The following is a 24,572-nucleotide window of genomic DNA, read 5'->3' as shown; positions in this document are numbered from 1 at the left end:
GGGTGGGGCGGTGCCTAGGGCGACGGCGGGCTGGCCCAGCTCAGGTCGGCCAGGGCGACGGCGTTGCTTTCCGGAGCCAGCCAGGACGAGGGCTGCGCCGCGGCGAACAGCACCGAGGCCAGGGCCACCAGCAGATAGGTCGTCGGCGAGTGGTAGCGGCGATGGCGGCGAGGGTGTTTCATGGCGTGCTCCTGTGCCGGAAGGCGGCTTGAATCCACTCTATCGACGCCCCTTGGCCTTGGCGTTCGGACGCCTGCGCGAGGCCGTGTCGGCGCTGTCCGACAGCGTGTAGGACATCCGCCCGCCCTGCGCCCGAACGTGACGCGATGTGAAATCCGCAAGCGCCGGCAACGGTGTGAACGGCGGTTTTCCCGCGGATGTCGGGGTGGGGCGCGTTGGTAAACTTCGCGGCCTGCCAGCCCGTCCATCCAGCCCGTCAGTACCTGCCGTGAACGCATCGCCTTCCAGCCCGTCGCCCCGCCAGCACGCGACCCAGCGTTCGATGGACCTGGCCTCGCGCCGCGAGGTCGAGGACTACTTCGAGCGGCTGAACAAGGCCTCCCCGGTGGCCCTGCGCCAGATCGCCCGCTGGGGCGGCGAGGGCCTCGACACCCTGCAGATCGACGCGATCCCGATGCCGACCCGCTTTGCGGACCTGGGGCCCTTCATGGGCGAATCGCGCACCAGCTTCGCCCTGTCCATCGATGCGCGCCGCGAGGCGCCTGCGAGCACGCCGTATTCGGTGGGCGTGGTGCTCAGCGGCGCGATGCGCATCCACGACGGCAGCGGCGAGCGGGTCGTGACGGCGGGGCAGGGATCGATCATCAATCCCTCCGACCTGGAACGCACCTTCATCGAGGCCGGCACCCACCTGGTGGAGTTCATGCTGCCGAAGGCGCCGATGCTGAGCCTGGGCGCCGAGTGGGCGCCGGGCAGCCTGACCGGCCTGCCGCAGTTCGAGCCGATGCTGTCGGCCGACCTGGCCCAGCGCCTGCTGTTCATGGGCCGCGAGGCCGCGCGCTCGCTGCCGGCCGCCGAAGGCGACAGCGACGCGCTGTTCCGTCGCTGGATCGAGCTGATCAGCCTGACCCTGCTGCACGAGCAACCGATCCGCAATGCGGTCAAGGCCCGCATGAACAACAGCGAGCCGCCGCCAGCGGCCCTGCGCCGCGCGCTGGACTTCATCGAGGCCCACGCCGCCGACGACATCATGCTGGCCGACATCGCCAACGCGGCCAACCTGAGCATCAGCAGCCTGGGCCGCCTGTTCAACCGCCACCTGGGCCAGAGCCCGGCCGCGCTGCTGCGCGACCTGCGCCTGGACCGCGTGCGCGACGAACTGCGCCGCGGCAATGCCGCCTCGATCCGCGAACTGGCGCTGCGCTGGGGCTTCCAGAGCCCGAGTCAGTTCAGCCAGGCGTATCAGAGACGCTTCGGAGAGAAGCCGAGCGACGCGCGTCAGCGCGGCTGACCCGCCACAGGCCGCCCCCCGGCTCAGGGGGGTGTCGAAACCAGCAAGTGCCGATTCTGGGCGTTGCTATCCGGAAATCAGCGACTTCACCGGCCCTAGGTGGCGACCCGGAGAAGTCACGCCAGCGTCACATCTAGACTTTTTTCACGGTCGGCGGGTTTTCATGGCTCACAAAGCTTGATTCCCTGCCGGGTTTGGACAAGTCAACCTCGCTGGGATTTCTGCATGAAAGCTTCTCGACTCCTGATTGCCGCGGCTGCCTCGCTGGCCTGCGCCGGTGCAGCACTGGCCCAGGCACCGACCTATTCCATCGTCGACCTGGGTCGCGGCGCCAACAACGTCGGCCGCACCTGCGGCGTCTCCGCGAGCGGCGCCTACGTGGTCAGTTGCAACGGCATCCTCGGCGCCGACACGTCCTACGTCTGGTCCAGCGCCACCGGCACGCAGACCGTCCTGCCCGCCTCCAGCACAAACAACTGGGCCGTCGGGGTCAACGACAGCGGCACGGTCATCGGCATGACTTCCGCCACCAGCGCCAAGACGACCGATGGCTACGCCTACAGCGGCGCGATCCCGGTGGTGTGGAAGAACGGCACGCCGACCCAGCTGGCCGCCTCGGGCCGCGCCTTCGCCATCAACAACGGCGGCATCGCGGTCGGTTCCAGCGGCACCGTCGGCGCGATCAACCAGCGTGCCGTCATCTACAACACCAACACGCTGAGCAACACGACGATCGGCGTCACGACCGACGACGGCGCCCTGATGACCAGCGCCTTCGCGATCAACAACAGCGGCCTGATCGCCGGTACCGGCCGGCTGGCCACCGACAACGGCAACCAGAATGTCGCGCTGGTCTACGACTCGACGACCGGCTCCATCACCCAGATCGCCGCGGCCTCGATGTTCCCCAACTCGGTGACCGGCGTGATCCAGACCGGCGGCATCTCGGTGACCGACGTCAACAGCAGCGGCGTGGTCGTGGGCTCGATCGGCTCCGACACCAAGGGCGACCTGGCCCTGTCGCCGTACATGTGGTCCGCCGCGGGAGGCCTGAGCTCGGTGCCCATGCCGGCCGGCTTCACCACCGGCACCGCCACCGGCATCAACGACCAGGGCTGGATCGTCGGCTACGGCAGGATGAGCGACGGCAGTTCGCACGGCTTCCTCGACATCGCCGGCACCTCCTACCTGCTGGACAGCCTGATCGCCAGCACCACCGGCTGGATCGTCACCGGCAGCGCCAGCTCGTCCTTCACCATCACCGGCATCGGCAACGACGGCACGATCAGCGGCTACGCCTCCTACACCGAAGGCGCCAGCAGCCGTCTGCACGGCTTCGCGCTGCAGGTGACGGCCGCCGTGCCCGAGCCCTCGAGCTATGCGCTGATGGCCGCCGGCCTGCTGGCCGTGGGCTCGATCGCCCGCCGCCGCAAGAACGCCGCCTGAACGAGCGCCCGCCCCGATCGCCCGATTGCATTACCCCAGTAGAAGGTTCATTCCCATGAAGTTCAACCGTTTCGCCGCCGTCCTCGCCGCCGCCCTGCCGCTGATGTCCATGGCCGCCGCTTCGTCGGCTCCTCAGTACGTGATTACCGACCTGGGTGTCGTGTCCGGCTACATCGCCAGCCAGTCCTGGGGCGTTTCGAGCAGCGGCAACTACGCGGTCGGCCGCAGCCTCTTCGTGTCGCAGGACGTGCCCGGCGCCTCCTGGCCCACCTCGATCTACAGCACCGGCACCGGCGCGCTGTCCGGCATGCCCGCGCTGAGCGGCCATCCGTATGACTGGGGCTATGCGATCAACAACTCCGGCGTGGCCGTGGGCCTCTCCGCCACCGACACCACCGGCGCCGGCGCGCTGCCGACGATGTGGTCCAACGGCACGGCCACCGCGCTGAAGCTGCCCACCGGCCAGACCGTGGGCCGCGCCTTCGGCATCAACAACAACGGCATCGCCGTCGGCTCGGTGGGCTCCGACACGGGCGAGGTCGGCGTGGTCTACAACACGGTCAGCGGCAAGAGCACGATCATCCAGGCGCTCAGCGACGACGGTTCGTACATGCAGCGCGCCTTCGGCATCAGCGACAACGGCATGATCGTCGGCGCGGGCGTCAACAACGGCCGCAACGATGCCGTCGTCTACAACATGAACAACGGCACGATGGTGACGCTGGCGACGCCGGCCGCCAACGTGAACATCGGTTCCATCGCCTTCGGCATCAGCAGCAACGGCCAGTACGTCGTCGGCGCCACCGGCAACGACTCCTTCATCTGGTCCGCCACCACCGGCGTCGTCGTGGCACAGATGCCGGCCATCAGCAGCAGCGGCAGCCTGAAGAGCGTCAACGATAGCGGCTGGGCGGTCGGCAACACCGGCGGCGCCTACGCCAACCCGATCCTGGTCGCCGGCGGCACGACCTACCTGGTCAACGACCTGATCACCAACGGCGCCGGCTGGAACTTCACCAGCACCACCAGTGCCTCGGCCATGGGCATCGCCAACAACGGCGCCATCGTCGGCACCGCGCAGCTGAACGGCCTGGAGCACATGTACATGGCCACGCTGGTCAGCGCCGTGCCCGAGCCGGCCACCTACGGCCTGATGGGCGCCGGCCTGCTGGCCGTCGGCGTCGCCTCGCGCCGCCGCCGCAACGACAACAACAAGGCCAAGGACTGATTTTCCAAAGCAGACTGACCTGCGTTCAGCCCCGTGAGCCACGGCCACGGGGCTTTTTTGCGCCCGCGCGGAGATGCGGCGCCGGCGCTGAGCGAGCGTCAGGCCAGCCGGCGGACCAGCTCCTGGGCGAGCTTCCAGAGCGCGAGCCGGTGCGCGCCCACCAGCGCGTCGGGATCGCTGCCGCTGGACGGCGCGCTGAGATCGACGTCGACCACCTGCAGCGGCGCCGTGCCCTGCGGGTCGCTGGCGGTGGCGCGGGCCACCAGGTGCACGGCGCTGCGGTCCGGCGTTGCCGACAGCTCCAGGATCTGCACCCGCAGCTGGCGGCCCACCGAGAGCCGCGAGGGCAGGGTGCCGCCGACCACGCGATCGGCCCCGCGCAACTGCGCCAGGTCGTGCAGCAGCAGGCGCGGGACGGCCTCGTCCAGCGGTTCGGCCCAGCGGTGGTCGGGCAGCGGCTGCATGCCGGAGCCGCCGACGGGCAGCCACAGCACGTCGCGCTCGAGGTACTCGGGCAGCTTGACCGGCGCCATCAATTGCCAGACGGCGCTCGACCGCGGCGCTGCCTGCGTGGCTTCGGGCGCCGCCAGCCGCAACTGGTAGTAGCGCGGCGGCGGTGCCTGCGGCCCCGAGGAACAGGCGGCCAGGCCAAGGACAAGAACCAGCAGCAGCGTTTTCTTCATGGCGGTGATTTCGGCTTGAGGGTCTTGTCGATGGCCAGCGGGTCGGCCGGCTTGCCGCGCAGCAGCGCGTCGGGATGGCGGCTCAGCAGGTCGGCCAGTTCGCGCACCGCACGGGCGGCGCGCGAGACGTCCTCCAGCGCCTTGTCCGCATGGGCCAGCACCGGCGAGTCCTCGCCGACCTGCTGGTGCAGCGCCGCGGCGGCCTGGGCCAGTTCGTCGGCGGTGCGCTGCAGGCTCTGCACCAGCGGCGAGTTCGGCTGCACCACCTCGCGGAAGCGGTCGGCCGCGGTGCCCACCTTGGCGGCGCTGTCCTTGACGCCGTCCGCGGTGCCGGCCATGCGGGTGAAGGCATGGTCGGCGCTTGTCATCGCCTGCTGGGCGGTGCTGGCCAGCGGCGGCACCTTCTGGTCCAGCGCCGCGGTGATGCGCCGCACGTTGCCGGTGATGGCCACCAGGTCGTTCATCGCCTGCTTGAGCTGCGGGCCGGCCACCACCGTGCGGGCCGACTCGGCGATGGCGGACACGTCGTCCACCAGCCGGCGCAGGTCCAGCCCGTCGAGCTGGTTCTTCAGCTGCTGGATGGTCGTCGTGGTGGTCGGGATCTCCAGCCGCGAGTCGTCCTCGTCGCCGCCGCGCAGCACGGCGGGCTTGTTGGGCCGCAGGTCCAGGTCCACGTAGAGCTGGCCGGTCAGCAGGCTCTGCATCGAGAGCTGGGCCTTCAGGCCGCGCGCCACCATCTGCTCCAGCACCGTGCGGCGGCCGTCGTTCCTGCCGGCCTGGCGCGGCGCCATGCCGCGGATCGCCTCGGGCTCGAGGTCGGCCATCACCGGGATGATGAACTCGTCCTTGGCCTGGTCGTAGACCAGCCCGATCGAGCTGACATTGCCCAGGCGCACGCCGCGGAACACCACCGGCGCGCCGACGGCCAGGCCATAGATCGAGCCGCTGAAGTGCATCACCACCCGCTCCTTGCGCGCGAACAGCTTGCCGCCGCCGGCGGCGATGACGGCGGCCAGGACCAGCACGATGCCGCCCACGGCAAAGGCGCCGATCAGCGTGGCGCTAGGCTTCCTGCGCGGCTTGCTGCTGGTGCTCGTGCTGCTGCTCATGGTCTTCTGCCTGTTCTTGTTGTTGGCCGCGGCTCAGGAACTTGCGCACCGCCGGCGGTCCGTCGGCCAGCAGCTCGCGGGGCGGGCCCAGCGCAGTCATCGTGCGGGCGTCGGCATCGAGGAAGAGGGCGCGGTCGGCGATCTGGAAGATGCTCTCCAGCTCGTGCGTGACCAGCACGATCGTGTGGCCCTGCTCGCGCAGCGACAGGATCAGCTCGTCCAGCGAGGCGGCGGTCAGCGGGTCCAGGCCGGCCGAGGGCTCGTCCAGGTAGAGCAGCTGCGGCTCCAGCACGAGCGCGCGGGCGATCGCCGCGCGCTTCCTCATGCCGCCGGACAGCGCCGAGGGCTCGGCATCGAACTGGTCCTCCAGCCCGACCAGGGCGAGCTTCTCGCGCGCCCGGGCCTCGCGCCCGGCAGCGTCCAGCGAGCGCTCGAACATCTCCAGCGGCAGCATCAGGTTCTCGCCCACGCTCATCGAGGTCCACAGCGCGCCGGCCTGGAAGCTGACGCCGAAGCGGCGGCGCAGCGGCGAGTCGGGCTCGGCGGTGTTGATGTCCTCGGCGCCGTAGCAGATGCGGCCCGCCGCCGGCTGCTGCAGGCCCGCCAGGTGGCGCAGCAGCGTGCTCTTGCCGCAGCCGCTGCCGCCGATGATGGCCAGCACCTCGCCGGCCAGGATGTCGAAGTTCAGGTTGCGCTGGATCAAGCGCTCGCCGTAGCACATCTTCAGGCCCTGGACGTGGACCAGGCGGCGTGGGGCCGTGCCGTCCTCCATCACCAGTCCAGCCGCTGCAGCGCGATCGTCGAGGCGGACGCCGCGACGACGATCCACACGATGGCCTGCACCACGCTGGCCGTCACCGCCTGGCCGACCTGCTGCGCGCTGCGGCCCGAGTGCAGGCCCTGCCGGCAACCGGCCAGCGCCACCAGCAGGCAGTAGAAGGTGCCCTTGCCCAGGCCCACCAGCACATGGGTCAGCGTCAGCGCCTGCAGGCTCTTGTACGCGTATTCCAGCGGCGCGATGCCGAAGATCGCCACCGCCACGCCCCAGCCGCAGAGCATCGAGATCAGCGCGGCGAAGGCCACCAGCACCGGCGCCGCGATCAGCAGCGCCAGCACGCGCGGCAGCACGAGATGGCTTACCGGGTCGATGCCCAGCGCGCGCAGCGCGTCGATCTCCTCGTTGGCCTGCATGCTGCCGAGCTGGGCGGCATAGGCGGCGCCCAGGCGGCCGGCAAGGATCACGCCTGTCATCAGCGCCGCGACCTCGCGAACGCTGCCGATGGTGACCAGGTCGGCGATATAGGCCTGCGCGCCGAAGCGCTGCAGCTGGATCGCACCCATGTACGCCAGGATCACGCCCACCAGGCCGCTCACCAGGCAGACGATGCCCACGCTGCGCGGGCCGGCCTGTTCGAGCTGCCAGAGCAGGTCGCTGCGGCGCATGGCGGAGCGGCCGCGCAGGAAGCGGCCGCGCAGGAAGCGGCCGCTGGCGATCAGGACTTCGCCGACGAAGGTCAGCGTCAGCCGAGCACCGGCCCAGCGAGCTTCGATCCGTCGGCCGATGGCCTGCAACGAAAGGGAAGAGAAGAAGGAGAAGGGGCGCGGGCGCTGCCTGTTGTTCGAGTTCTCGGGAGCGCCCAGCGCAACACTCATGATGCGGTGTTAGGCGGACTTCACGACCAGGTGGTTGTCCACGCTCAGCACGCCCTTGACACCGGCAGCCAGGCGCGTGGCGCGGTCCTTGGCGGCATCGTCGGGGGCGGAGCCGTTCAGCTCGACCAGGCCATCGCGGGTGTCCACGTTGATCTTCAGCGCGGACAGCGAGGGGTCGCGGGCCAGCTCGGCCTTGACGCTGGCGGTGATCGTCGCATCGGCCATCTTGGCCTCGGCCTTGTCGGCCGCAGCGGACATCTTGTCGCCCAGCTTGTCGGCCTCGGCCGCGGTCTTGGCCTTGGCTTCCTCGGACTTCTGGTCGACCTTGGCGATGGTGTCATCGAGCTTCTGGCCGGCGGTGCGCGTGTCGTCGTGCTTGCTGCAGGCGGCCAGCGACAGGGCGGCGGCCACGGCGGCCGCGAGCAGCGACGTTCGGTAGGTGAGGTGCTTGTTCATGGGATCTGCCTTTCGTGTTGCCATTGGGAATCGACTGGATGACCGAATGCCTTGTTGTCATCCATGCCTTCAGCTTATGAGCCGGGCCGTGCGGGTCCTATCGGCCTGTTTCCTGTTCGCTTGTGGGAGCAGGCTGACAGGGCGGGGGTGCGGGGGCGGCGCCCTCGTCGCGCGTCTGCGCCTGCCGGGCCAGCATCACCAGCAACGCGCTCAGCAGTGCCTGGCCGGGCGCGGCACCCAGCTGGTTGAAGAGCCAGCGCACGATGCGGCCGGGCAGTGGCTGCACTTGCCGCCGCACGAAATGCCAGCGCCACGGCCGCGCGGCGACCACCGCCAGGCCGATGCCGGCCGACAGCAGCATCGCCGCCACCGGATGGCGGCGCACCGCCGGCGCGACCTGCGCATGCAGCTCGCCTGCCACCAGCTCGGTGGTGGCCCGCCAGGGGTGCCCTTCCCACCACTGCTGCAGCGCGGTCAGCGCCACGCCGGCCACCGGCGAGCCGCGCAGGCCGCGGCGCAGCGTGCGCCACAGCGCGCGCAGCCGGCGCGGGATGTTGAGCGGGTGGTGGGGCGTGGTGTCGGGCAGCTCGATCAGCTCGTTGCGCAACTGCTGCCGGGAGGCCGCGAGGCGCTGCAGCGCGGCGGCGCGGGCGCTCTCTCGTTCGGGCGAGGTTCCCATTCAGGCCTCGCTGGCTTCTTTGAGGAGGGCAGTGTCCAGCGCGACTTGTTCGCGCAAGAGCTCGAAGGAGCAGGAAAGCGGGTGCTGGCGCATCTGCAGCCAGCCGAGAACGGCCAGCAGCAGCGGCATTGCCGGGACCGCGGCCAGCAGCCAGGGCATCGGCATCGCGTCCAGCGGCACCACGGCCAGCAGCAGCAGCGCCGTGCCGGCCAGGGTGGCGAAAAGAAAGAGGCCCAGCGTCATGACGGCGGCCCAGAGCGCATGCCTGCGCCACTGGGCCGTGGTCTCGCCGGCCTCGACCGAGACCAGCTGGGCGTAGGCGCCCAGGTGTTCGGCCAGCAGCTCCGGCCGGGTGGCCAGAGTGCGGAACAGCGGATGGATCATCAGCTGTTGCGGTCGCTGCTGCGCGAGCGGGCCAGCCAGCTCAGCACCAGCGCCGCCACGGCGCCGGTGGCCGCGGCGATCACCACGGCCTTGACCGGCTCGTCCTTGATGTAGCCGACGGTGGCGTCACCGGCGCGGCCGATGCGCTCCTTCACCACGGCGCTGGTGTCGCGGGCGCGATCCAGCGTGCGGCGGGCCAGGTCCTCGGCCTGGCCGGCGACGCGGCCCAGCGCGGCCGAAGCCTGGTCGCTGACGCTGTGGATCTTCTCCTGCAGCTTGCCGACGGCCTCGTCGGTCCTGGCCTCGATCTCGTCGGCGTTGGGAATCGTGGGCTTGTTGATGGCCATGGTGCGGTCCTCCTGCTGGGGTTGGTGGGGTGAAAAGACGGGAAAGGATGAATGCGGGCAGTGGCGCTACTTGCGCACCAGGCCGATCAGGAAGGTGGCCACGGCCATCACCACGAAGACCAGGAACAGGATCTTGGCGATGCCGGCAGCGCCGGCGGCGAGGCCCCCGAAGCCGAACAGCGCGGCGATCAGGGCGATGACGAAGAAGACGACGGCGTAATGAAGCATTTGAGTTCTCCTGACCGCGATCACGGATGCCGCGGCAATGGCTTCACTGTAGGAAGGAGCAGGGGGTGCACCCGGCAGTCCCGGGCCGCGAGGCCGTGTCAGCGGTACCGGACAAGCGACGTAGGCGTGGTCCTACGCGCTGCGCTGATGCATCTCGTTATGCTTTCGCTTCACGTAAGAGAGGACAAAGGGGCCCGCCATGATCCGCATTGCCATCGTCGACGACCACGCCATCGTGCGTGCCGGTCTTCGACAGTACTTCTCCGACCAGACGGATCTGCGCGTGACGGGCGAGGCCGGCAACGGCCGCGAGGCGCTGGACATCGTGCGCGGCGGCGACGTGGACGTGATCCTGATGGACCTGTCCATGCCCGACCAGGGCGGCGTCGAGGTGCTGGCCGCCATCAAGGCGCGCGAGCCCGACCTGCCGGTGCTGATCCTCTCCAGCTTCCCCGAGACCCACTACGCCACCACGCTGCTGCGCCAGGGCGCCAGCGGCTACCTGAACAAGGAGTGCGACCCGGAGGACATCGTCAAGGCGATCCGCACCGTCTACCGCGGCCGCAAGTACATCACCCCGGCCGTGGCCGAGCTGCTGGCCGACGGCCTCTCCGGCGACGCCGACTCGCTGCCGCACGAACAGCTCTCCGAGCGCGAGCTGCAGGTCTTCCTGCGCCTGGCGCGCGGCGAGACCATCGGCCACATGGCGGACAGCATGTCGCTGTCGGTCAAGACGGTCAGCACCTACCGCTCGCGGGTGATGGAGAAGCTCAAGCTCGCGTCCAACAGCGACCTGACCTACTACGCGCTGAAGAACGGCCTGATCCAGTGAGCTTCACGCGGCGCACGGCGCTGCTCGGGCTGCTGGCGGGATGCGCCGGGGCAAGACCCGACCCCGCGCTGCCGGCGCTGGACGCGCTGTATCCGCGCATGCCGGACGCACCCGCGCCCGGCGCCACGCCGCGCATGCGCGAGATCTGCGCCTCCTTCGGCCGCGGCATCAATTTCGGCAACATGCTGGACGCGCCCGCCGAGGGCGAGTGGGGCCTGCGCGCCAGCGACGAATTCATCGGTCTGGTGGGCGAGGGTGGCTTCACCCGCAGCGTGCGCCTGCCGGTGCGCTGGAGCAACCACGCCAGCCGCGACGCCTCCGCCCGCATCGACCCGGCCTTCTTCGCCCGCGTGGACGAGGTGCTGGACCAACTGCTCGCCCGCGGCTGCACAGTGATGCTGAACATGCACCACTACCACCAGCTCGACGGCGACCCGCTGGACAGCGAGCTGCGGGTGGACGACGCGGTGCTGCGCCATCGCTTCCTGGCGATGTGGGGCCAGATCGCCGAACGCTATGCGGCGCGAGACGGGAATCGCCTGGTCTTCGAGGTCTACAACGAAGCCCACGGCCTGCAGGACGGCCCGCCGTGGAACGACCTGATGTCCCGCGCGGTGCGCCTGATCCGGCGCAGCAACCCGACCCGCGGCCTCGTCGTGGGCTCCTCCCGCTGGAACAGCGTGGACGCGCTGACCCAACTGGTGCTGCCGCCCGACCCGAACCTGATCCTCACGGTGCACAGCTACGAGCCCTTCGAGTTCACCCACCAGGGCGCGACCTGGGTGCGGCCGGTCAAGCCGACCGGTGTCGATTGCTGTGGCGCGCCCCAGCTCGCCCGCATGCACGCGGTGCTGGACAAGGCGGTCAGCGAGGCCGCGCGCCTGGGCTACCCGGTCTTCGTCGGCGAGTTCGGCGCCTATGAAGCGGCCCCGATGCCGGCGCGCGTGCGCTATGCGCGGGCGATGCGCGAGGCGATGGAGCAGCGCGGGCTGTCCTGGTTCTGGTGGGAACTGGCCTCGGGCTTCGGTGTCTACGACCCGAAGGCGCATGCGATGCGCCAGCCGCTCTTCGAGGCGCTTTACCGCTGATTCCGAGTCGGCAAAAAAAACCGCACCTGCTTTCCCAGCGAGGTGCGGTACCAAACGGGCCGGAGGCGGCCCAGGGGAGGGACTCGGTTCAACAGGACCGTCGTGGCAATCGTCGTGCCCGGTCAGTCCACGTAGTCATACAGGTCAGCGGAATTCTTCTCCCAGTCCTTGAGCTGCTTCTCGGCTTCGTCCTTGGCGATGCCGTAACGCTCCTGGATGCGGCCCGCGAGCTGTTCGCGCTTGCCGGCGATGACGTCGAGATCGTCCTTCGTCAGCTTGCCCCACTGCTCCTGGACCTTGCCTTGCAACTGTTTCCAGTTGCCTTCGATGCGTTCCCAGTTCATGGCGGTACTCCTTGCCGATGGACCGGCGATCAGCCGCGGATCACGATCTCGTTGCGCACGCGCTTCACACCGTCGGTGTTGCGGGCGATCGATTCGGCATTGGCCTTCTCGGTGCTGTTCTTCGCGAAGCCCGAGAGCATCACCTCGCCGTTGAGGGTCTCGACCTTGATCGACGTGCCGTCGACCGTCTTGTCCGCCAGCATCTTCGTCTTCACCGAGGCGGTGATCGAGCTGTCATCGATGTAGGCGCCGACGTGTTCCTGGCCGCGCGTCACGGCGCAACCCGGGAGCACGGCCAGCACGGCCAGACCGGTTGCGAAGGCAGCGAGCGTCTTGCGGGTAGTGGTGAACATGATGGTGATCTCCTGGATATGGCTGATGTTTGTGATCGATGCCGTGTCTTGTTGAGGCATGACTGAAGTCTATGGACGGGGCCGGGGCGGCGGGATCGGCGAAGGGGAGCTTGGCTTGTAGGAATTCATGCCGACGAAACCAGCCGCTCACCACAAGCGCTCGAAGACGCGCGCGAAGAACTCCTTGCTGCGCTGCCACAGCGAGCGCGACCGCCAGGCCGCCTGCGTGATCTCGCGCGAGTCCTTGAGGTCCTGCTCGAACATGCGACGCATCGCGGCGCCGAAGTCCTCGCCGATCACCACCGCATTGATCTCGTTGTTGCCGGTGAAGCTGCGCTGGTCGAGGTTGCTGGAACCGACCGAGGCGACCACGCCGTCGATCACCACGGTCTTGGCGTGCAGCACCGAGTCCTGCAGCTCATGGATCTTCACGCCGGCGTCGAGCAGCCGCGCGTAGTAGCTGCGGCCGGCATGCAGCACCGGGGAGAAGTCGCTGCGCGAGGGCAATACCAGCTGGACGTCCACGCCGCGCCGGGCGGCTTCGCACAGCGCGTCCACCATGTCCTCGCCGGGCGCGAAGTAGGCCATGGTCAGCAGCACGCTCTGCTGTGACGCGGCGATGGCGCCCATCATCATCGTGTAGAAGCGGTTGACCGGGTCGTCCGGCGTGGTCGGGATGATGCGCAGCAACTGCTCGCCGGCGGCCTTCTTCGGCACGGCCGGCGGCGGGGGCAGGGTGCCTTCGCATTTCTGGTCGCGCCAGGTCTGGCGCACCAGGTCGTCCAGCGCGCTCACCGCGGGGCCGCGCAGCTGCACCTGGGTGTCGCGCCAGCCGGTGCGCTTGCCGTCCGGGTCCTGCGGCGGCGGCGCGCGGCGGTGGCGGCCCAGCGAGCCGGAGCTGTAGACCGCGCTGATGTTGATCCCGCCGGTGAAGCCGGTCTCGCGGTCCACGACCAGGATCTTGCGATGGTCGCGGTGGGTCAGGTCGTCCAGCTGGCCCAGCGGGTTGAAGGCGCAGGTGGCGACGCCGGCCTCGCGCAAGGCCGCGAAGAACGCATCCTGCGTGCCGATCGAGCCGACCGCGTCGTAGACGACGAAGACGCCGAGGCCCTCGGCCCGCTTGGCCGCCAGCAGGGCGGCCAGGCGGCGCGAGACCTCGGCGTCCTCGATGATGTAGCTCTCCAGCAGCACCGTATGGCGTGCGCGCTGGATCGCCTCGAACATGGCCTTGTAGGTGGCCGGCCCGTCGATCAGCAGCCCGGCCTCGTTGCCGGGGTAGAGGCCGACGTCGCCGAAGGCGGCCATCGCGCCGAGCTGGCGCTTCAGCGCCTCGCCGCGGCCCTGGGCCTGCACGGCCTCGATGACCTGCTCGCGCTGGCGGGGGCCGATGGCCTGGCCGGCCGGCCCGGTCATCGAGACCTGGCTCGCCACCGCGGCCACGCTGGGTGCGCTGGCCGGCGGGGGCGGCAGCTCCGCCGCGGCCGGCAGCTGCGGCCCGCTCGCGCAGGCCCCCACCATCAGGCTGATGCCCAGCAGCAGCGGGCCGCGAGCGGCCATGGCATCAGCCCTTGAGCATGTCGGACAGTTCCTCGGCGTGCTCCTCTTCCTGCTCGAGGATCTCCTCGAGCAGGCGGCGCGTCGTCGGGTCCTTGTCGCCGATCAGCTTGATCATCTGGCGGTAGGCCTCGACGGCCACCCGCTCGGCCACGAGGTTGGCCTTGATCATGCCCTTCAGGTCCAGCGAGGCGTCATAGCTGGCATGGCTGCGCGACGTCAGCGAGTCGGGCGCGAAGTCCGGCTCGCCGCCCAGCTGCACGATGCGCTCGGCGATGCGGTCGGCGTGGGCCGTCTCCTCGCCGGCATGCACCATGAACTCCTCGGCGATCGCCGGCGCCTGCAGGCCGGTGGCGGTGAAGTAGTGGCGCTTGTAGCGCAGGATGCAGACGAGCTCGGTGGCCAGCGAGTCGTTCAGCAGCTTGACGATCTGCTCGCGCCACGGGCCGTAGCTGGGCGTGACCGGACCTTCGTCGATGTGCTGCTTGGCCCGTTCGAGGGCGGCCTGGTCAAGTTCGAGGACCTCGTCGCCCTTCGGTTCGGCCTTGGGAGCGATGCGCAGCGGATGCTTGTTGGACATGGCGGTTTCCTTTCGATTCATTTCCCGATCCGGTTACTTGCGGAGTGCGTTGGCGCCCATCAGCGCCAGCGCCAGCAGCACCAGGAAGACGAGCAGGAAGACGACGAACAGCGCCTTGGCGATGCCGGCGGCGCCGGCGGCGATGCCGGTGAAGCCGAGCAGACCCGCGATCAGCGAGATGACGGCGAAGATGAGAGCCCACTTCAACATGATGGCGTTCCTCTTTCTGGTTCGATTGAGCCACTCTAGGAAGGGCGCCGGTGGCAGGGCATCGGCGCGCGGTCCGTCGTCCTGTAGGACGTGGCCCCGATGGCCGCTGCAGCTGCGGATGCGGCCTCGTCCTACATGGATGCAGACCCGGCCCTGACACGCATGGGTCACTGGCGCTGCCTAGCATCGGCTCATGCATTCCGAATCGCCTTTTTCCCTCCCTCTCCCGGACACGCTTGAATCCCATGACGACGAACCGGTGAATGCCGAGCTGCTGCTGGGCACCCACCTGACCGTGGTCGTGCGGGCGCGGGTCGCCGGCCAGGCCGCCGAGATCGGCCTGGTGGTGGCCCGCCAGCACTGCGTCGGCGACCAGCCGCGCCGCCGTGCGCTGACGGAAGCGGCCGAACGCTGCGCGGGCCGTTCCCGCGTCGCGGCCGGCCGCATCCTGGCGCGCATCGACGGCCGCTGGCAGACGCTGCAGGCGATGCCATCCACCCTGAAAGGAAGTAACGTCATGAACACCCTCAACACCGCCCGATCCGCCGCCGCCGCCCTGAGCGCCGGCCTGCTCGCCATGGCCGCCGGCACCGCGATGGCCGGCACCCCGCTGGAGAACTACAAGCAGGAACGCGCCAACTGCCTGAGCGGCAATACCTCGCAGGACAGGGCCACCTGCCTGCGCGAGGCCGGCGCCGCGCTGCAGGAAGCGCGCCGCAATGGCCTGACCACGCCCACGCCGGAACAGCGCGCGCAGAACGCCGTGCAGCGCTGCCAGGCCCAGCCGAAGGAAGACCGCGAGGACTGCCAGCGCCTGGCGATGGGCGCCGGCTCGCGGGAAGGCAGCGTGTCCGAAGGCGCGACGGTCAGCCAACTGACCACCATCAAGAACTGACCCTGATGGGTCAGAGGCTGAGCCCCGGGCGCCTTGAGCCCCGGGTGCTCGCGTAGACCCAGGTGAACTCCGCGCCCAGCAGGAAGATCTGGGCCGAGTAGTAGATCCAGATCAGCAGCACCACCATCGAGCCGGCCGCGCCGAACTGCTGCGCCACCGCGCTGTGGCCGATGTAGAGGCCGGTGAGGCTCGGGCCCACGCTGAACAGCATCGAGGTCACCAGCGCGCCGAGCCAGACGTCGCGCCAGGCGACCTTGGTCGTGGGCATCAGCTTGTAGATCATCGCGAACAGCACCGTCATCGAGCTGAAGCTCAGCGTGACGTTGGCCAGCGTCGCCCACAGCTGCCACTCCCCGAACCAGGGCGCCCAGGTCTTCTCCAGCGCCGCGAACGCCGCGCTGAACACCAGCGAGACGATCAGCAGGAAGCCCACGCCCAGGATCAGCCCGAAGGACATCAGCCGCGTGCGCAGCAGCAGCCACCAGGCTTTCTGACGCGGCGAGGGCGGCACCGGGTGCGGCGAGCGCCAGATCAGGTCCAGCGTGGCCTGCAGCTCGGCGAACACCGAGGTGGCGCCCACCAGCAGCAGCACCAGCCCGATCACCGAGGCCAGCACGCCGCCGTGGGGCGGCCAGGCTGCGCTGTCCAGCAGCTGCTTCACCGCGGCGGCCCCTGATTCGCCGATGACGCCGCGCAACTGGTCGACGATCTCCTCGCGCGCCGAGCGCGCATCGAACATCAGCCCCGCCACCGAGGTGACGATCAGCAGCAGCGGCGCCATCGAGAACAGCGTGTAGTAGGCCAGCGCGGCGCCGCGGCTGGCGGCATGGTCGTCGATCCATGCCTCGACGGCCTGGCGGGCGAGGTGGTAGAGATCCTTGAGGCGCATGGTGAGCATTGCAGGGGAGCGGCCGCGCGCGCCGCGCCGGGCGGCATGCCGTCGCGCTGTAGGACGAATCCGTATCGTGAAAGGCCGGTAGGACGCCGACTACGCCGGGTCTCGCTGCCGTCCGCTGCCGCTGATGTAACTGATTACGCACACTGAGCGCATCAAAAAGGACTGGAGGACGACATGGACGCTGCGCCGCATGCAGTAGACGCCACCGCCGCGAGGCTGCGCAGCAGCTGGGCCGTGATCCTGCTGGCGGCGCTGGCGACCGTGGCGGCCCTCTGGCTGGGGCGCGACTTCCTGATCCCGATCGCGATGGCGGCCACCGTCAGCGTGCTGCTGTGGCCGGCGGTGCGCACGCTGGACCGCTGGTTCAGGCTGCGCCCGCTGTCGGCGCTGGTGGCGGTGCTGGCGACGCTGGCCGTGACCGGACTGCTGGCCATGTCGGTCGGCACCAAGCTGACCAGCGCGGTGGACCAACTGCCCAGCGCCTTGCGCCTGGCGGCACGCGACATCTCCTCGCTCAACACCGACGGCGGCCGCGCGATGCAACGCACCCGCTCGGCGCTCAGCGAACTCGACCGCAGCGTGGCCCGCGCCACCGGCACGCCGGCCGACCGGCCCGCCGCACCGGCGCCCGGGGCCCCTGCGGCGCCGGCGCAGCGCTCGATCGTGGCGCAGCTGGTGGACGGCGTGACCGCGCTGGCCATCGCGGCCTCCAAGTCCGCCGCCGGCGTGCTGCTGGAGGTGGGCATGATCGCCTTGCTGAGCTTCTTCATGCTCTGCAGCGCCGAGGCCCTGGGCGACAAGCTCATCGCCTGGTGTCGGGCCGGCACCGCCGGCGGCGACCGGCCGGGCCGCTGCGAGCCGATGCTTGACGGCGCGGCCTACCAGATCCGCATGTTCGCCGGCGTCACCGTGGTCACCAACATCGCGATCGGCTTCGGCGTGGGCCTGATCTTCGAGCTGTTCGGCGTGCCCGATGCGTGGATGTGGGGCCTGGTGGCCGCGGCGCTGCACTTCCTGCCCTATGCGGGCCTGGGCCTGGTGATGCTGCTGGCGGCGCTGGAGGTGTACGTGGTGCAGGCCTCGCTGCTGATCGCGCTGGGCGCGGCAGTCAGCGTGATGCTGGTCGGCATCGTCATCGGCACCGCGATGGCCGTGTGGCTGCAGGGCCGCGTCGCGCGCATCGACAGCGCCACGCTGTTCGCCGGAACCATCTTCTGGAGCATCGTCTGGGGCGGCTGGGGCCTGGTGCTCGGGCCGCTGCTGGTGGTGGTGGCGCGGCTGGTCTGGCAGGAGGCCCCGCTGCTGCGCGGCCAGCCCGCGCGGCCGCTGCCGGCCGAGGCCGAGGAGGGCGAACTGATTCAGGAGAAACCCGACGGCGCGGTGAGCGTGCAGGGGCTGTGAATACACTGCGCCCATGACGACGAGCGCACGCAATCCGAAGGTCGACGACTGGTTCACCCGCGCCGAGAGCTGGCACGAGGAAATGGTCAAGCTGCGCGAGCTGGTGCTCGCCACCGAACTGGTCGAAGACTACAAGTGGGGCCAGCCCTGCTACACGCTGGACGACGCCAACGTCCTCATCATCCACGGCTTCAAGGAGTACTGCGCGCTGCTGTTCTTCAAGGGCGCGCTGATGAAGGATCCGAAGGATCTGCTGATCCAGCAGACGAAGAACGTGCAGGCCGGGCGCCAGATGCGCTTCACCAGCGTGGACGAGATCAAGCCGTCGGTGGTCAAGGCCTACCTGAAGGAGGCGATCGCGGTGGAGAAGTCCGGCGCCAAGGTCGAGATGAAGGAGACCCGCGACTTCGAGATGGTGGACGAGTTCCGCCTGCGGTTGAAGGAACTGCCGGCGCTGCAGGAGGCCTTCGACGCGCTGACGCCCGGACGCCAGCGCGCCTACCTGCTGCACTTCGCCGGGGCCAAGCAGTCGGCCACGCGGGCGGCGCGGGTGGAGAAGTGCATTCCGCTGATCCTGGACGGGATCGGGTTGAACGATCGTTGAGGTCGATCGCTGAGGGCGATCGTGAGAGAGGCCGCTGGAGCGCCGGTCAGGCGACGCACAGCGACGGCGGGCAGAAATCCTTGCCGACCATCGCACGGGCGAAGAAGTAGTTCTGCTTGGCGCGGGAGGGCAGCGCGTCGAGGTCCACGTGGCCGTGGTCGTCGCAGGGGAAGGACAGGGCGCGGCCCGAATTGAACAGCGACTCGAAGCGGATCTCGAAGTGCTGCTGATTGTTGTGGGAGGTGGTCATGATGAGGGACTCCTTTGATTCAACTATCGGTGCCGGCGGGGTTTGCCGACATCGGCCGGAATCGAGTCGCGCTGTCGGTGGCCGCTACGGCCGGTGGCTGCGGGCGTCCGACGGACAAGTCCTACATCAACATCTCTTGCGCCCGGCTCGCGCGGGCGGGCGGACGGCGGCACCATGCACGCAGGACCGCATCCACCAGGAGACCGCCATGGCCGCCCCCCGCATCAGCCTCTTCACCGCCGTCATCGCCGGCTTCGCGCTCTGGCAGTGGCAGGCCCGCCGCTACGAGCGCGAGCAGCAGCGCCAGCTCGCCCGCAGCAAGCCGAAGCCGCATGAGGAGAGCACCTGGGAAGGCGAGGGCGGGGCGCTGAAGTACACCGGCGCCCACATGGGTCCGGACCCGGCGCTGCCGGGCCACTGATCCACCGAAGAACCGCTACTGGAGGCTGCTGCCGAGCTGCACCGGCCGCTTGCCCGGGACGGACGGCGGGCCGGCTTCCGGCCCGCCGTCCTCCGCGTATTCGCGCAGCCGGTTGTAGAGGGTCTTCAGGCTGATGCCCAGCGCGGACGCCGTGCGCTCGCGTTGCTGCTTGAAGTGCGCGAAGGTGGCCAGGATCAGCTGGCGCTCGGCCTGGGCCATGGTGCTGCCGATGGCGATGGTCACGCTCAGCGGCGGGGCGTCGTCCTCGCTCACAGCCTCCGGTGCCGGAGCAGCCTCCACCGGCGATGAAGAAGATGAAGGCGCCCGGGGCACGTCGCTGGGCAGCCATTCGTCGGTGATCTGGCTGCCGTCGCTCATCACATAGCTGCGCTGCACGACGTTGCGCAGCTCGCGCACATTGCCGGGCCAGCGGTAGGCCGCGAGCTTGGCCAGCGCCGCGGGCGTGAAGCGCTTGGTCTTGCCCTCGCTCTGGCAGATCGGCAGCACCAGCTGCTCGGCCAGCAGCGGCACGTCCTCGCGGCGCTCGCGCAGCGGCGGCAGCGCAATCGGGAACACATTGAGCCGGTACAGCAGGTCCTCGCGCAGCTTGCCGTCGGTGACGGCCTGCTCGGGCACCCGGTTGGTGGCGGCGACGATGCGCACGTCCGCCTCCTGCACCTGGGTGGAACCCACGCGCATGTAGGTGCCGGTCTCCAGCACGCGCAGCAGCTTCACCTGCAGCTCGGCCGGCATCTCGGTGATCTCGTCCAGGAACAGCGTGCCGCCGGCGGCGCGCTCGAAGAAGCCCTGGTGCTGGCGGTCCGCGCCGGTGAAGCTGCCCTTCTCGTGGCCGAACACCTCGCTCTCGATCAGGTGCGGGGAGATGGCGCCGCAGTTGACGGCCAGGAAAGGCTTGCTGCGCCGGCGGCTCATGTCGTGGATGGTGCGGGCGACGACCTCCTTGCCGGTGCCGCTCTCGCCGGTCACGAGCACCGACACGGCCGTGCCGGCCACGCGGGCGATCTGCTGGTAGATGCGCTGCATCGAGGGCGCGCGGCCCCACAGGTGGCCGAAGCGGCCACTCTTCTCCCATTCGGCCATCGCGCCGTCCATCTCGGCGCGGGCCACCGAGGGTTTCACCACGCGCGAGAGGATGCCGCGCAGCTGCGTCTGCTTGACCGGCTTGAGCAGGTAGTCCACCACGCCCAGGCGCAGCGCCTGGATCGAGGTCTCCAGGCTGGCCTGGCCGGTGATCAGCGCCACCTGCGAATTGCTGAGCAGCCCTTCCTCCTCGAACAGGCTCATGCCCTTGCCGTCGGGCAGGTGCAGGTCCAGCAGCACGATGTCGGGCGGCTGCATGGCGAGGCTGGCTCGCGCATCGCGCAGCGAGTGGGCGGTGGCCACCGTGAAACCTTCGGCAGCCACCAGGGCGGCGAGCATCGTCGCGGCGTCGACGTCGTCGTCGACGATCAGGGCGTGGCTCATGACAGTACTCCTTCTTCCTCTTTCATGAATATGCCGGCGGGCATGCCGCTTGCCGAATGGCAGCCGCCGGAGGTGACGATGCATTTCTCGATCAATCTGCTCGCCTGGCTGCTCGTCGGCGCGGCGATGGGGTGGCTGGTCAGCCGCCTCGTGCGCTTGCGGGGCCGGCGGCCGCTGCTGCTGAACATGGCCGCAGGCATGATCGGTGCGCTGCTGGCCGGGCTGTGGGTGGCGCCGCTGATCGCGCTGCCGGAGCAGGTCGCGCCGCCGCCCAGCCTGGACGCCATGGCGGTGACCTCGCTGGGGGCGGTGGCGGTGCTGGTGGTCGTGGACGGCATCTGGTTATGGTTCCGGCGGCTGCATTGACGTAGGCGCGATCCATCTTCTTCATTGCGTGGCGAGCAGCAGGTCGCGCAGGCGCTGCGGGTCCACCGGCTTGGCCAGGTGGGCGTCGAAGCCGTGGCGCAGCGACTGCGCCACGTCGGCATCGCTGCCGTAGCCCGACAGGGCCAGCAGCCGCCCCGCATAGCCGGAACGCCGGCTCTGCTGCGCCAGCTCGAAGCCGCTGAGCCCCGGCAGCCCGATGTCCACCACGGCCACGTCCGGCAGCTCGGCCAGCAGCAGGCCGAGGCCCTGCTGGCCATCGGAGGCGGTGCTGACGCTGTGGCCGTCCAGTTCCAGCATCGTGCACAGGGTCGTGCGTGCATCCTCGTTGTCCTCGATGACGAGCACGCGACAGCGGGTTCCCTGCAGCACGTGGGCGCCGCCCTCGGCGGCCGTCGCGCTCACCGCGCCGGGCTGCCCGAGCGCCGCCGGCAGCCGCACGGTGAACACGCTGCCCTGCGACGAACTGTGGGCGATCACGGTGCCCGCATGCATCTCCACCAGCCGGCGCACCATCGTCAGCCCCACGCCGAGGCCGCCGGCGCTGCGGTCCAGCAGCCGTTCGCCCTGCACGAAGAGATCGAAGATGTGCGGCAGCAGCGTCGGCGAGATGCCGTCGCCGTGGTCGGTCACGCGCAGCACCGCCTGGCCCTCGTCGGCCGCCAGCTCCAGCTCGATGCGGCGGCCGGCCGGCGTGTACTTGAGCGCATTGCCCAGCAGGTTGTTGACGACCTGCTCGATGCGGGTGGCATCGGCCTCGATCCAGACCGGCTGCAGCTCGGTCAGCAGTTCGTGCCGGTCGATGCTGCCGGTGAGGCGGAAGTTCTCGACCGAGCGGGCCACCAGCGCGCCCATGTCCAGGCGCTGGCGGTGCAGGGTCACCTTGCCGGAGATCACCCGGCCGATGTCCAGCAGCTCGTCCACCAGCCGGCCCAGCTGACGGGTCTGGCGCGCGATGATGACGCGCGCGCTCTCGGCCAGGGCCTCGCTGCCCTGGCGGTTGCCCAGCTGCGCCAGCACCTCGGAGGCCGAGGCGATGGCGCCCAGCGGGTTGCGCAGCTCGTGGCCCAGCATGGCGAGGAACTCGTCCTTGGCGCGGTTGGCTTCCTCGGCCTCGATGCGCGCGCGCCGCTCCAGCCCGGCCAGCGCCGCGCGCTCCAGCTCCAGCGCCTTCTGCTCGTTGACGTTGAGCGTGGCGGCGATCAGCTGCAGCGGCCGCCCGGCGGTGGAGAAGGCCATCTGCACCCGGCTGGCCAGCCAGCGGGTGGGCGCTTCGCCCGCGCCGGCTTCCTCGGCGCTGTCAGTCAAGGTAACGCGGTATTCGAGCGTACCGCGCTCGCGCCGTTCGGCCACCATGTCGCGCAGCCGCTGCTCGACGCCAGGGCGGTCGTCCTCATGCACGCGCTCCAGCAGGTCTGCCAGCGGCAGCACGGCCGGCGTGGCCTCGGGCGGGAAGCCGAACAGCCGGGAGAGGCCCGGCGTCCATTCGGCGCCGCTCTCGTCGATGCGGATGAAGCCGAGCTCGCCGGCCTCCTGCGCCAGGTCGATCAGGCGCTGGGTGTCCTGCAGGCGGCGGTCGGCCTCCAGCACGCGCTGCTCGGCCTGCTTGCGCTCGCTGATGTCCACCGCGCTGGCCAGCGCGCCGCCGCCCTGCAGCGGCACGGCCTGCATCAGCAGGTGGCGAGCGCCGCCGCCGGGCAGGCGCAGCGCCAGCTCCAGCGGCCCGACCGGCCGCCCGCCCTGCGCCGCGCGGCGCAGCGGCTGCTGCTCGGGCGCCAGCGCGCGGCCATCCTCGTGCCAGAGCTGCGGCGCGCTGCCGGGGCCCAGCAGGCGGTCCATCGCCGGGTTGTGCACCGGGGCATCGTCGCCGCGCTGGAAGGCCAGGCCGATCGGCGTGCTGGCGAACAGGGCCTCGAACTCCGCAGCCTTGCGCTCCAGGCCCGCCTGGGCGCGCGCCTGGGCGGCCTGGGCCTCGCGCAGCGCCTCGCGCAGGCTGGCGATCTCGGTCACGCCGCTGGCAGGGCCGGCATGGTCGGGCCCGTGCTCGGCCAGCTCGCGCAGCGGGTCGGTCACGCGCCGAGCCGCCAGCGTGGCCAGAGCCAGGCCCAGCAGCAGGCAGGCGGTGATGGTGGCCATGGCGGCCAGCAGCGTGCGGCGCTCGACCATGTCCTGCGCGGCGCGCGGCAGGCCCACGCCGACCTGCCGGCCGCTGCCGTCGGGCAGGTCGCGCCAGGCGGCGTCGCTGTCGTCCTCGGCGCTGCCGGCATGGGCCAGCGTGCGGCCGCCGCCGTCGCGAACCGTAACAAAGCCCCCGGCGGGCACGCTGCGTGCCATGAGGGTCTGCAGGCGCGCGGCATCCCCGCCGCCCAGGCTGGCCGCGAGCAGCTCGGCGCTGCGCTGGAGTTCGATCTGCGTGCGTTGCTGCTGGGCCTGCAGGCCCATGTAGACGTGATATGCCACCAGCAGTGCAAGCGGCACGGTGGCCACCAGCATCACGGCGGAAAGGCAGGTCTGCAGGGACACCCGTGCAGGCCAGCGGAGGAGGGCGCTCGGCTTCATGCTGGCCACAGGCTAGCAGCGCCGGGCCGCCGGTCGTGTAGGACTGCGCCGCTAATCGGCCCGCAGCGCGCGGTTGCGCGCCCGCCGCGCCTGGTAGGCGTTCATCAGCGGCGTGGCCGAGATCCCGTGCAGCGTGATCGACAGCGCGATGCAGCCTAGCGCCGCCGAGGCCAGCGTCTGGGCCGTGCCGCCGCTCACTCCGGCGTCCAGCGCCAGGGCCAGGTAGAACACGCTGCCCACGCCGCGGATGCCGAACCAGGCCACCAGGCGCTGCTGCACGCGCGGCAGCCCGGCCCCCGGCAGGCTGGCCAGCACCGACAGCGGCCGCACCACCAGAAGCATCAGCAGGCCGAACAGCAGCCCCGCCGTGTCGAGCCCCGTGCGCACCAGCGCCACGCCCACCAGCAGCACCATCAGCACCTCCACCAGCCGCTCGCAGCGCGCGCCGAAGGCCTGCAGCTGCTGGCCGTACTCCAGCGCCTCGCCTTCGGGCCGCTCGGCCGGGTGCGGGCGCAGCAGCGTGGCGCCGGCCAGGAACACGGCCAGGAAGGGCGAGGCGCCGACCAGCTCCGAGAGCGCATAGGTCAGCGCGATGGCGCCGATGTAGAGCAGCTCGTCCCAGTCGCGCTCCGAGCCGGCGCGCAGCTTGCGGGCCATCACCCAGCCGAGCGCGCGCCCGCAGGCGATGCCCAAGGCCACACCTGCACCGACCGCCCACAGCAGGTCCAGCGCCAGCCAGCGGGCGCCGGGGAAGGGTTCGTCGCCCATCTGGTGCAGGCCCAGCAGGCCCAGCGCCAGCGTGACGACGGGAAAGGCGGTGGCGTCGTTGAGCGCGCCCTCGGCGGAGAGCGACACCCGCACGCCGTCGCGGTCGTGTTCGCCGTGTACCTGCACGTCGGAGGCCAGCACCGGGTCGGTCGGCGCCAGCAGCGCGGCCAGCAGCAGCGCCTGCGGCCAGGACAGCGGCAGCAGCAGCCAGGCCAGCGGCGTGGCCAGCGCCACCGAGGCCAGCAAGCCGACGGTGGCCAGC

30 protein-coding genes are annotated in these 24,572 nt (G+C 70.3%); 10 read left to right on the top strand and 20 right to left on the bottom strand.

What is annotated here, in order from left to right:
• Nucleotides 1-14: 14 nt before the first annotated feature.
• Entirely contained in the window at nt 15-182 is a 168-nt protein-coding gene (locus tag B0W88_RS33640; RefSeq protein WP_158080870.1) for a hypothetical protein, read from the bottom strand.
• 266 nt (nt 183-448) lie between these two features.
• On the opposite strand from B0W88_RS33640, the gene B0W88_RS16005 reads away from it, so the two are divergent.
• From B0W88_RS16005 to B0W88_RS15995, 3 genes are all read left to right on the top strand, one after another.
• Entirely contained in the window at nt 449-1,471 is a 1,023-nt protein-coding gene (locus B0W88_RS16005; RefSeq protein WP_158080869.1) for an AraC family transcriptional regulator, read from the top strand.
• Between the two features lie 225 nt (nt 1,472-1,696).
• Nucleotides 1,697-2,917: a DUF3466 family protein gene (locus B0W88_RS16000; protein ID WP_077035644.1), complete on the top strand. Its 1,221-nt coding sequence runs from the start codon at nt 1,697-1,699 to the stop codon at nt 2,915-2,917.
• Nucleotides 2,918-2,972: 55 nt separating this feature from the next.
• Nucleotides 2,973-4,145 carry a PEP-CTERM sorting domain-containing protein gene (locus B0W88_RS15995; protein ID WP_077035643.1) on the top strand — a complete coding sequence of 391 codons (1,173 nt, stop codon included), beginning with the start codon at nt 2,973-2,975 and terminating at the stop codon, nt 4,143-4,145.
• A 98-nt stretch (nt 4,146-4,243) separates the two neighbouring features.
• Here B0W88_RS15995 and B0W88_RS15990 read toward each other — a convergent pair whose 3' ends face one another.
• From B0W88_RS15990 to B0W88_RS15950, 9 genes are all read right to left on the bottom strand, one after another.
• Nucleotides 4,244-4,828, bottom strand: a complete 585-nt coding sequence (locus B0W88_RS15990; RefSeq protein ID WP_077035642.1) for a membrane integrity-associated transporter subunit PqiC — start codon at nt 4,826-4,828, stop codon at nt 4,244-4,246.
• Nucleotides 4,825-5,937, bottom strand: coding sequence for an MlaD family protein (locus tag B0W88_RS15985; RefSeq protein WP_077035641.1), 1,113 nt, complete (start codon nt 5,935-5,937; stop codon nt 4,825-4,827). The genes B0W88_RS15990 and B0W88_RS15985 overlap by 4 nt, the downstream gene beginning before the upstream one ends.
• On the bottom strand, nt 5,891-6,709 hold the full coding sequence (locus tag B0W88_RS15980; RefSeq protein WP_077035640.1) for an ABC transporter ATP-binding protein: 819 nt from the start codon (nt 6,707-6,709) through the stop codon (nt 5,891-5,893). The genes B0W88_RS15985 and B0W88_RS15980 overlap by 47 nt, the downstream gene beginning before the upstream one ends.
• On the bottom strand, nt 6,709-7,590 hold the full coding sequence (locus B0W88_RS15975) for an ABC transporter permease (RefSeq protein ID WP_077035639.1): 882 nt from the start codon (nt 7,588-7,590) through the stop codon (nt 6,709-6,711). The genes B0W88_RS15980 and B0W88_RS15975 overlap by 1 nt, the downstream gene beginning before the upstream one ends.
• Before the next feature lie 9 nt (nt 7,591-7,599).
• Entirely contained in the window at nt 7,600-8,046 is a 447-nt protein-coding gene (locus tag B0W88_RS15970) for a BON domain-containing protein (RefSeq protein ID WP_077035638.1), read from the bottom strand.
• 97 nt (nt 8,047-8,143) lie between these two features.
• A complete protein-coding gene (locus B0W88_RS33635; RefSeq protein ID WP_077035637.1) occupies nt 8,144-8,725 on the bottom strand; it encodes a hypothetical protein in 582 nt (193 codons plus the stop codon).
• Nucleotides 8,726-9,109 carry a hypothetical protein gene (locus B0W88_RS15960; RefSeq protein ID WP_077035636.1) on the bottom strand — a complete coding sequence of 128 codons (384 nt, stop codon included), beginning with the start codon at nt 9,107-9,109 and terminating at the stop codon, nt 8,726-8,728.
• Nucleotides 9,109-9,456: a DUF883 family protein gene (locus tag B0W88_RS15955; protein WP_077035635.1), complete on the bottom strand. Its 348-nt coding sequence runs from the start codon at nt 9,454-9,456 to the stop codon at nt 9,109-9,111. Before B0W88_RS15955 ends, B0W88_RS15960 begins: the two co-directional genes overlap by 1 nt.
• A 66-nt stretch (nt 9,457-9,522) precedes the next feature.
• A complete protein-coding gene (locus tag B0W88_RS15950; RefSeq protein WP_077035634.1) occupies nt 9,523-9,684 on the bottom strand; it encodes a DUF1328 domain-containing protein in 162 nt (53 codons plus the stop codon).
• Nucleotides 9,685-9,883: 199 nt separating this feature from the next.
• Between B0W88_RS15950 and B0W88_RS15945 the strand changes: the two genes are divergently transcribed.
• Together B0W88_RS15945 and B0W88_RS15940 are read left to right on the top strand one after the other, a co-directional pair.
• A complete protein-coding gene (locus B0W88_RS15945; RefSeq protein ID WP_077035633.1) occupies nt 9,884-10,516 on the top strand; it encodes a response regulator transcription factor in 633 nt (210 codons plus the stop codon).
• Nucleotides 10,513-11,604, top strand: a complete 1,092-nt coding sequence (locus B0W88_RS15940; protein WP_083748820.1) for a glycoside hydrolase family 5 protein — start codon at nt 10,513-10,515, stop codon at nt 11,602-11,604. Before B0W88_RS15945 ends, B0W88_RS15940 begins: the two co-directional genes overlap by 4 nt.
• Nucleotides 11,605-11,726: 122 nt before the next feature.
• Here B0W88_RS15940 and B0W88_RS15935 read toward each other — a convergent pair whose 3' ends face one another.
• The 5 genes from B0W88_RS15935 to B0W88_RS15915 form a co-directional block, all read right to left on the bottom strand.
• Complete coding sequence (locus tag B0W88_RS15935) at nt 11,727-11,948, bottom strand: CsbD family protein (RefSeq protein WP_077035632.1); 222 nt, start codon at nt 11,946-11,948, stop codon at nt 11,727-11,729.
• Between the two features lie 29 nt (nt 11,949-11,977).
• The gene (locus B0W88_RS15930; protein WP_077035648.1) at nt 11,978-12,301 is read right to left on the bottom strand and encodes a BON domain-containing protein; all 324 of its coding nucleotides are present in this window, start codon (nt 12,299-12,301) and stop codon (nt 11,978-11,980) included.
• 147 nt (nt 12,302-12,448) lie between these two features.
• Nucleotides 12,449-13,858, bottom strand: a complete 1,410-nt coding sequence (locus B0W88_RS15925) for a phosphatidylserine/phosphatidylglycerophosphate/cardiolipin synthase family protein (RefSeq protein ID WP_077035631.1) — start codon at nt 13,856-13,858, stop codon at nt 12,449-12,451.
• A gap of 4 nt (nt 13,859-13,862) precedes the next feature.
• Entirely contained in the window at nt 13,863-14,435 is a 573-nt protein-coding gene (locus B0W88_RS15920; protein ID WP_077035630.1) for a bacterioferritin, read from the bottom strand.
• Between the two features lie 33 nt (nt 14,436-14,468).
• A complete protein-coding gene (locus B0W88_RS15915) occupies nt 14,469-14,645 on the bottom strand; it encodes a DUF1328 family protein (RefSeq protein ID WP_077035629.1) in 177 nt (58 codons plus the stop codon).
• A 259-nt stretch (nt 14,646-14,904) separates the two neighbouring features.
• Between B0W88_RS15915 and B0W88_RS32590 the strand changes: the two genes are divergently transcribed.
• Nucleotides 14,905-15,540: a hypothetical protein gene (locus tag B0W88_RS32590; protein ID WP_083748819.1), complete on the top strand. Its 636-nt coding sequence runs from the start codon at nt 14,905-14,907 to the stop codon at nt 15,538-15,540.
• Nucleotides 15,541-15,550: 10 nt separating this feature from the next.
• Here B0W88_RS32590 and B0W88_RS15905 read toward each other — a convergent pair whose 3' ends face one another.
• Nucleotides 15,551-16,429: a YihY/virulence factor BrkB family protein gene (locus tag B0W88_RS15905; RefSeq protein WP_077035646.1), complete on the bottom strand. Its 879-nt coding sequence runs from the start codon at nt 16,427-16,429 to the stop codon at nt 15,551-15,553.
• A gap of 183 nt (nt 16,430-16,612) precedes the next feature.
• On the opposite strand from B0W88_RS15905, the gene B0W88_RS15900 reads away from it, so the two are divergent.
• Both B0W88_RS15900 and B0W88_RS15895 read left to right on the top strand, forming a co-directional pair.
• Complete coding sequence (locus tag B0W88_RS15900) at nt 16,613-17,839, top strand: AI-2E family transporter (RefSeq protein ID WP_077035628.1); 1,227 nt, start codon at nt 16,613-16,615, stop codon at nt 17,837-17,839.
• A 13-nt stretch (nt 17,840-17,852) separates the two neighbouring features.
• Nucleotides 17,853-18,443, top strand: a complete 591-nt coding sequence (locus B0W88_RS15895; RefSeq protein WP_077035627.1) for a YdeI family protein — start codon at nt 17,853-17,855, stop codon at nt 18,441-18,443.
• A 46-nt stretch (nt 18,444-18,489) separates the two neighbouring features.
• On the opposite strand, the gene B0W88_RS15890 is transcribed toward B0W88_RS15895, so the two are convergent.
• On the bottom strand, nt 18,490-18,693 hold the full coding sequence (locus B0W88_RS15890) for a hypothetical protein (RefSeq protein ID WP_077035626.1): 204 nt from the start codon (nt 18,691-18,693) through the stop codon (nt 18,490-18,492).
• A gap of 208 nt (nt 18,694-18,901) precedes the next feature.
• On the opposite strand from B0W88_RS15890, the gene B0W88_RS15885 reads away from it, so the two are divergent.
• The gene (locus tag B0W88_RS15885) at nt 18,902-19,114 is read left to right on the top strand and encodes a hypothetical protein (RefSeq protein WP_077035625.1); all 213 of its coding nucleotides are present in this window, start codon (nt 18,902-18,904) and stop codon (nt 19,112-19,114) included.
• Between the two features lie 15 nt (nt 19,115-19,129).
• Here the strand turns inward: B0W88_RS15885 and B0W88_RS15880 are convergent, their stop codons facing one another.
• Nucleotides 19,130-20,599 (bottom strand): sigma-54 dependent transcriptional regulator, encoded by a 1,470-nt coding sequence (locus B0W88_RS15880; RefSeq protein WP_077035624.1) that lies wholly within the window; start codon nt 20,597-20,599, stop codon nt 19,130-19,132.
• A 42-nt stretch (nt 20,600-20,641) separates the two neighbouring features.
• Between B0W88_RS15880 and B0W88_RS15875 the strand changes: the two genes are divergently transcribed.
• Nucleotides 20,642-20,965: a hypothetical protein gene (locus B0W88_RS15875; RefSeq protein WP_144006794.1), complete on the top strand. Its 324-nt coding sequence runs from the start codon at nt 20,642-20,644 to the stop codon at nt 20,963-20,965.
• Between the two features lie 21 nt (nt 20,966-20,986).
• On the opposite strand, the gene B0W88_RS15870 is transcribed toward B0W88_RS15875, so the two are convergent.
• Nucleotides 20,987-23,506: an ATP-binding protein gene (locus B0W88_RS15870; protein WP_077035622.1), complete on the bottom strand. Its 2,520-nt coding sequence runs from the start codon at nt 23,504-23,506 to the stop codon at nt 20,987-20,989.
• Nucleotides 23,507-23,593: 87 nt separating this feature from the next.
• The coding region (locus tag B0W88_RS15865) for a cation:proton antiporter (protein WP_077035621.1) at nt 23,594-24,572 on the bottom strand (979 nt) is incomplete at its 5' end.

Origin of the sequence: Pelomonas sp. KK5 (assembly GCF_001984095.1) — a bacterium.
GTDB lineage: Bacteria > Pseudomonadota > Gammaproteobacteria > Burkholderiales > Burkholderiaceae_C > KK5.
Note: the sequence above shows the minus strand (reverse complement) of the source record. Positions and strands in the feature narration are given on the sequence as shown.

What these genes read in the sequence shown, in the direction of transcription:
- B0W88_RS15980 (WP_077035640.1), bottom strand. Translation starts at nt 6,709, where the DNA reads ATGGAGGACGGCACGGCCCCACGCCGCCTGGTCCACGTCCAGGGCCTG.
- B0W88_RS15915 (WP_077035629.1), bottom strand. Translation starts at nt 14,645, where the DNA reads ATGTTGAAGTGGGCTCTCATCTTCGCCGTCATCTCGCTGATCGCGGGT.
- B0W88_RS15925 (WP_077035631.1), bottom strand. Translation starts at nt 13,858, where the DNA reads ATGGCCGCTCGCGGCCCGCTGCTGCTGGGCATCAGCCTGATGGTGGGG.
- B0W88_RS15895 (WP_077035627.1), top strand. Translation starts at nt 17,853, where the DNA reads ATGACGACGAGCGCACGCAATCCGAAGGTCGACGACTGGTTCACCCGC.
- B0W88_RS15920 (WP_077035630.1), bottom strand. Translation starts at nt 14,435, where the DNA reads ATGTCCAACAAGCATCCGCTGCGCATCGCTCCCAAGGCCGAACCGAAG.
- B0W88_RS33640 (WP_158080870.1), bottom strand. Translation starts at nt 182, where the DNA reads ATGAAACACCCTCGCCGCCATCGCCGCTACCACTCGCCGACGACCTAT.
- B0W88_RS15990 (WP_077035642.1), bottom strand. Translation starts at nt 4,828, where the DNA reads ATGAAGAAAACGCTGCTGCTGGTTCTTGTCCTTGGCCTGGCCGCCTGT.
- B0W88_RS15930 (WP_077035648.1), bottom strand. Translation starts at nt 12,301, where the DNA reads ATGTTCACCACTACCCGCAAGACGCTCGCTGCCTTCGCAACCGGTCTG.
- B0W88_RS15960 (WP_077035636.1), bottom strand. Translation starts at nt 9,109, where the DNA reads ATGATCCATCCGCTGTTCCGCACTCTGGCCACCCGGCCGGAGCTGCTG.
- B0W88_RS15875 (WP_144006794.1), top strand. Translation starts at nt 20,642, where the DNA reads ATGCCGCTTGCCGAATGGCAGCCGCCGGAGGTGACGATGCATTTCTCG.
- B0W88_RS15985 (WP_077035641.1), bottom strand. Translation starts at nt 5,937, where the DNA reads ATGAGCAGCAGCACGAGCACCAGCAGCAAGCCGCGCAGGAAGCCTAGC.
- B0W88_RS15880 (WP_077035624.1), bottom strand. Translation starts at nt 20,599, where the DNA reads ATGAGCCACGCCCTGATCGTCGACGACGACGTCGACGCCGCGACGATG.
- B0W88_RS15900 (WP_077035628.1), top strand. Translation starts at nt 16,613, where the DNA reads ATGGACGCTGCGCCGCATGCAGTAGACGCCACCGCCGCGAGGCTGCGC.
- B0W88_RS15905 (WP_077035646.1), bottom strand. Translation starts at nt 16,429, where the DNA reads ATGCGCCTCAAGGATCTCTACCACCTCGCCCGCCAGGCCGTCGAGGCA.
- B0W88_RS15955 (WP_077035635.1), bottom strand. Translation starts at nt 9,456, where the DNA reads ATGGCCATCAACAAGCCCACGATTCCCAACGCCGACGAGATCGAGGCC.
- B0W88_RS15995 (WP_077035643.1), top strand. Translation starts at nt 2,973, where the DNA reads ATGAAGTTCAACCGTTTCGCCGCCGTCCTCGCCGCCGCCCTGCCGCTG.
- B0W88_RS15945 (WP_077035633.1), top strand. Translation starts at nt 9,884, where the DNA reads ATGATCCGCATTGCCATCGTCGACGACCACGCCATCGTGCGTGCCGGT.
- B0W88_RS15885 (WP_077035625.1), top strand. Translation starts at nt 18,902, where the DNA reads ATGGCCGCCCCCCGCATCAGCCTCTTCACCGCCGTCATCGCCGGCTTC.
- B0W88_RS15950 (WP_077035634.1), bottom strand. Translation starts at nt 9,684, where the DNA reads ATGCTTCATTACGCCGTCGTCTTCTTCGTCATCGCCCTGATCGCCGCG.
- B0W88_RS15970 (WP_077035638.1), bottom strand. Translation starts at nt 8,046, where the DNA reads ATGAACAAGCACCTCACCTACCGAACGTCGCTGCTCGCGGCCGCCGTG.
- B0W88_RS16000 (WP_077035644.1), top strand. Translation starts at nt 1,697, where the DNA reads ATGAAAGCTTCTCGACTCCTGATTGCCGCGGCTGCCTCGCTGGCCTGC.
- B0W88_RS15935 (WP_077035632.1), bottom strand. Translation starts at nt 11,948, where the DNA reads ATGAACTGGGAACGCATCGAAGGCAACTGGAAACAGTTGCAAGGCAAG.
- B0W88_RS15890 (WP_077035626.1), bottom strand. Translation starts at nt 18,693, where the DNA reads ATGACCACCTCCCACAACAATCAGCAGCACTTCGAGATCCGCTTCGAG.
- B0W88_RS15975 (WP_077035639.1), bottom strand. Translation starts at nt 7,590, where the DNA reads ATGAGTGTTGCGCTGGGCGCTCCCGAGAACTCGAACAACAGGCAGCGC.
- B0W88_RS33635 (WP_077035637.1), bottom strand. Translation starts at nt 8,725, where the DNA reads ATGGGAACCTCGCCCGAACGAGAGAGCGCCCGCGCCGCCGCGCTGCAG.